Source organism: Halorhodospira abdelmalekii (assembly GCF_016583625.1).
GTDB lineage: Bacteria > Pseudomonadota > Gammaproteobacteria > Nitrococcales > Halorhodospiraceae > Halorhodospira > Halorhodospira abdelmalekii.
Map to the genome: position 1 here is coordinate 1 of NZ_NRRN01000101.1, position 2,442 is coordinate 2,442.

The window sequence follows — 2,442 nt, forward strand, 5'->3', positions numbered from 1 at the left end:
AGAAAGAGATTCGCTAGCAGCGGACTAATGACTCCGCCCTGCGGAGTTCCCCGGTCCCTCGGGTATCGTGTCCCGTCGGAGAGTACCAGGTCGGCTTTCAGCCACCGCTCGATATACAGGAGTATCCACTTCTCCTGCGTATGATGGCGCACCGCCCGCATCGTCAGCTCATGGTCAATCGAGTCGAAAAACGACTGAATATCTAGGTCAACCACCCATGGGTGGCGCCAACACCGCTTGCGGTGATATCCAATGCGTCTGCGGCACTCTTGCCGGGCCTGTACCCATACGAGTCAGCATGAAAGTGCCGCTCTAACTCCGGCTCCAGTGCTCGCTTGACCACTGCTTGTGCGACCCGATCCGACACCGTTGGTATCCCCAATGGCCTGAGACCGCCATCCGCCTTGGGAATCTCCACAAGTTGTACCGGCGGCGGCATGTAACTGCCTGAGGACATACGGTTCCATAGCTTATAGAGGTTGTCTCGAAGCTCCTCTTCAAAATCCTCCACGCTCTGGCCGTCGTAACCGGGCGCCCCACCACGGGATCGCACCTGCTGATAGCTCTCCCAGACCCACTGTTTGGGGATCTCGAATGGCTTTGCCTCGTTCACTGGATCCTCCCGTATCTCGGTTGTCACAGCAACCAAGGCGCGATGACGTGGCCCCTTCGCTCCACGGCCATTACAGCCGCTTCAACACTACTGCGAGCCACTCCGTCCCTGCGCCTCGCTTTGGTACTCTGGGCCTTGTGGGGTTTCCACTTGGCCGGCTTCCTTCGCATCGAGGCAAACAGGTTCCCACGTTCCATACCCAAGCCTGGAGCACCGTCACGCCGCCTCTACACCGGATGCCATCCGGCCAGTCATCAGGCACCTGCCGGATTCGTCCCGGGCCATTGACAGGGCCACGGTTTCGACATCACTTAGAACATTTCGATGCTTAATCAGCGGTTCACTTGCGTTCGTCTCGGTACACCACACCTGACAGATCTCGTCTGCCTTTTCCGCCAACGCTCACCACCACGACTCTTAATCGCAGCAGCTTGGGGTGGTTTGACACCTCCTCCTGAAAGGCGATGCCGAGGGGCCCTCCCTCATCTTGGGTACAGCATGCAGCTCAAGCCTCCTTGCTCACGGCTACTTCGTGGCACACGTCAATCCTGCTGGCGGCGTTGTTGACTGCGGTGCAGCGACCGATGATTGAGACCGCACCGGGGTTTGGCTTCAACGCCTACAAGGCCGGAAGCGGAAAGAGCAAGGCTGCAAAGGCCGTTGGCTGGCTCGGCGGTGAGGAACCAATTGAGTCGCCTTGGTCCTCAGAGGCTGAGGAGCAGCGCAAGCGACTGATGTCTTCGCTCATGGAAGGCCCGTCGGCAATCTTGCTCGACAACATCACTGGCCGGATGAACAGCGACACACTCTGCGCGATTCTGACCAGTTCTCGTTTCAAGGATCGTCGTCTAGGGACCAGCGACGAGGTCAGCGCGCCGACACGGGTACTGATCCTCGCCACTGGAAACAACCTGGGTCTGGTGGGGGATCTCTCCCGCCGCGTACTGCTTTCTACGATCGACCACGGCGTCGAATCGCCAGAGCGCCTCGCGTTTCCCTTTGATCCAGTGCAGCGGGTACGCGAACGCTGGCTCTACTACCGCGCTGCCGCGCTCACCGTCCTGTGTGGCTTCGTGGCAGCAGGGCAGCCACGAAAAGGCGAAGGCACAATGGGCAGTTACGAGCAGTGGGATACGTTGATCCGTCAGTGTGTGGTTTGGCTGCGCGACCAGGAATTGGCACCGTTTGGGCTGGCTGACCCGGCCGATGCTATCGCGCAGAACTACGAAGCAGACCCTGAGACGCAGAAGCTAGAGGCACTGCTTGAGAACTGGTTCGCATGCTTCGGGTCGGAACCCAAGCGCTGCGCTGAGCTGGCAGCCACCGAAGCGGGCCAACATCAGGATGACCCCGGCAATGTCCGACCCTACGGCGCCTTGATGGACACCCTTCGGGAAATCGCGGGGGAGCCCGAGAAGATCAACATGCGAAAGCTCGGGCGCTGGATTGAGAGAAATGCCGGGCGGATCATCAGCGGCAAGCGTGTCGTGGAACATGGAAAACGATCAGGGACGAAGATCTGGCGGGTCGAGTGCGTCGGCGACCACGCTGGGTGACCTCGCTCGTGAGGCACGGAAGGCGGAGGCGCTCCCTCCGCCTCCTCATTATGGTGGGAGTGGAGGGAGTCGTGGGATCGTTCCTCTGCAGAACCCAAAAATGGCAGTGTGAAATATGCTAGTAGGGGCGGAAACACTCCCACCACTCCCTCCACTCCCACCACCGAGCGCATCCATCGCGAGCGCGGCAGCCAACGCCCGCGCCACCGATGATCTGAGGACGAACGATGCACCCACAATCGCCAGAGATATGATTGCCCGCCCCCCCCACCC

General features: G+C 60.2%; 3 protein-coding genes. 1 reads left to right on the forward strand and 2 read right to left on the reverse strand.

Features of this window, described 5'->3' with window-relative positions:
- Nucleotides 1–215 (reverse strand): reverse transcriptase domain-containing protein (locus CKO15_RS14450; RefSeq protein WP_338036073.1); only part of this gene is annotated, 215 nt, incomplete at its 3' end.
- On the reverse strand, nt 203–613 hold the full coding sequence (locus CKO15_RS14605; protein ID WP_338036074.1) for an RNA-dependent RNA polymerase family protein: 411 nt from the start codon (nt 611–613) through the stop codon (nt 203–205). The genes CKO15_RS14605 and CKO15_RS14450, both read right to left, overlap by 13 nt.
- A 584-nt stretch (nt 614–1,197) precedes the next feature.
- On the opposite strand from CKO15_RS14605, the gene CKO15_RS13430 reads away from it, so the two are divergent.
- Nucleotides 1,198–2,169 (forward strand): hypothetical protein, encoded by a 972-nt coding sequence (locus CKO15_RS13430; RefSeq protein ID WP_200197269.1) that lies wholly within the window; start codon nt 1,198–1,200, stop codon nt 2,167–2,169.
- The last annotated feature ends 273 nt before the right edge of the window (nt 2,170–2,442 follow it).

Excerpts from the sequence above, each read along its gene's own strand:
- CKO15_RS13430 (WP_200197269.1), top strand. The coding sequence starts at position 1,198 with ATGATTGAGACCGCACCGGGGTTTGGCTTCAACGCCTACAAGGCCGGA.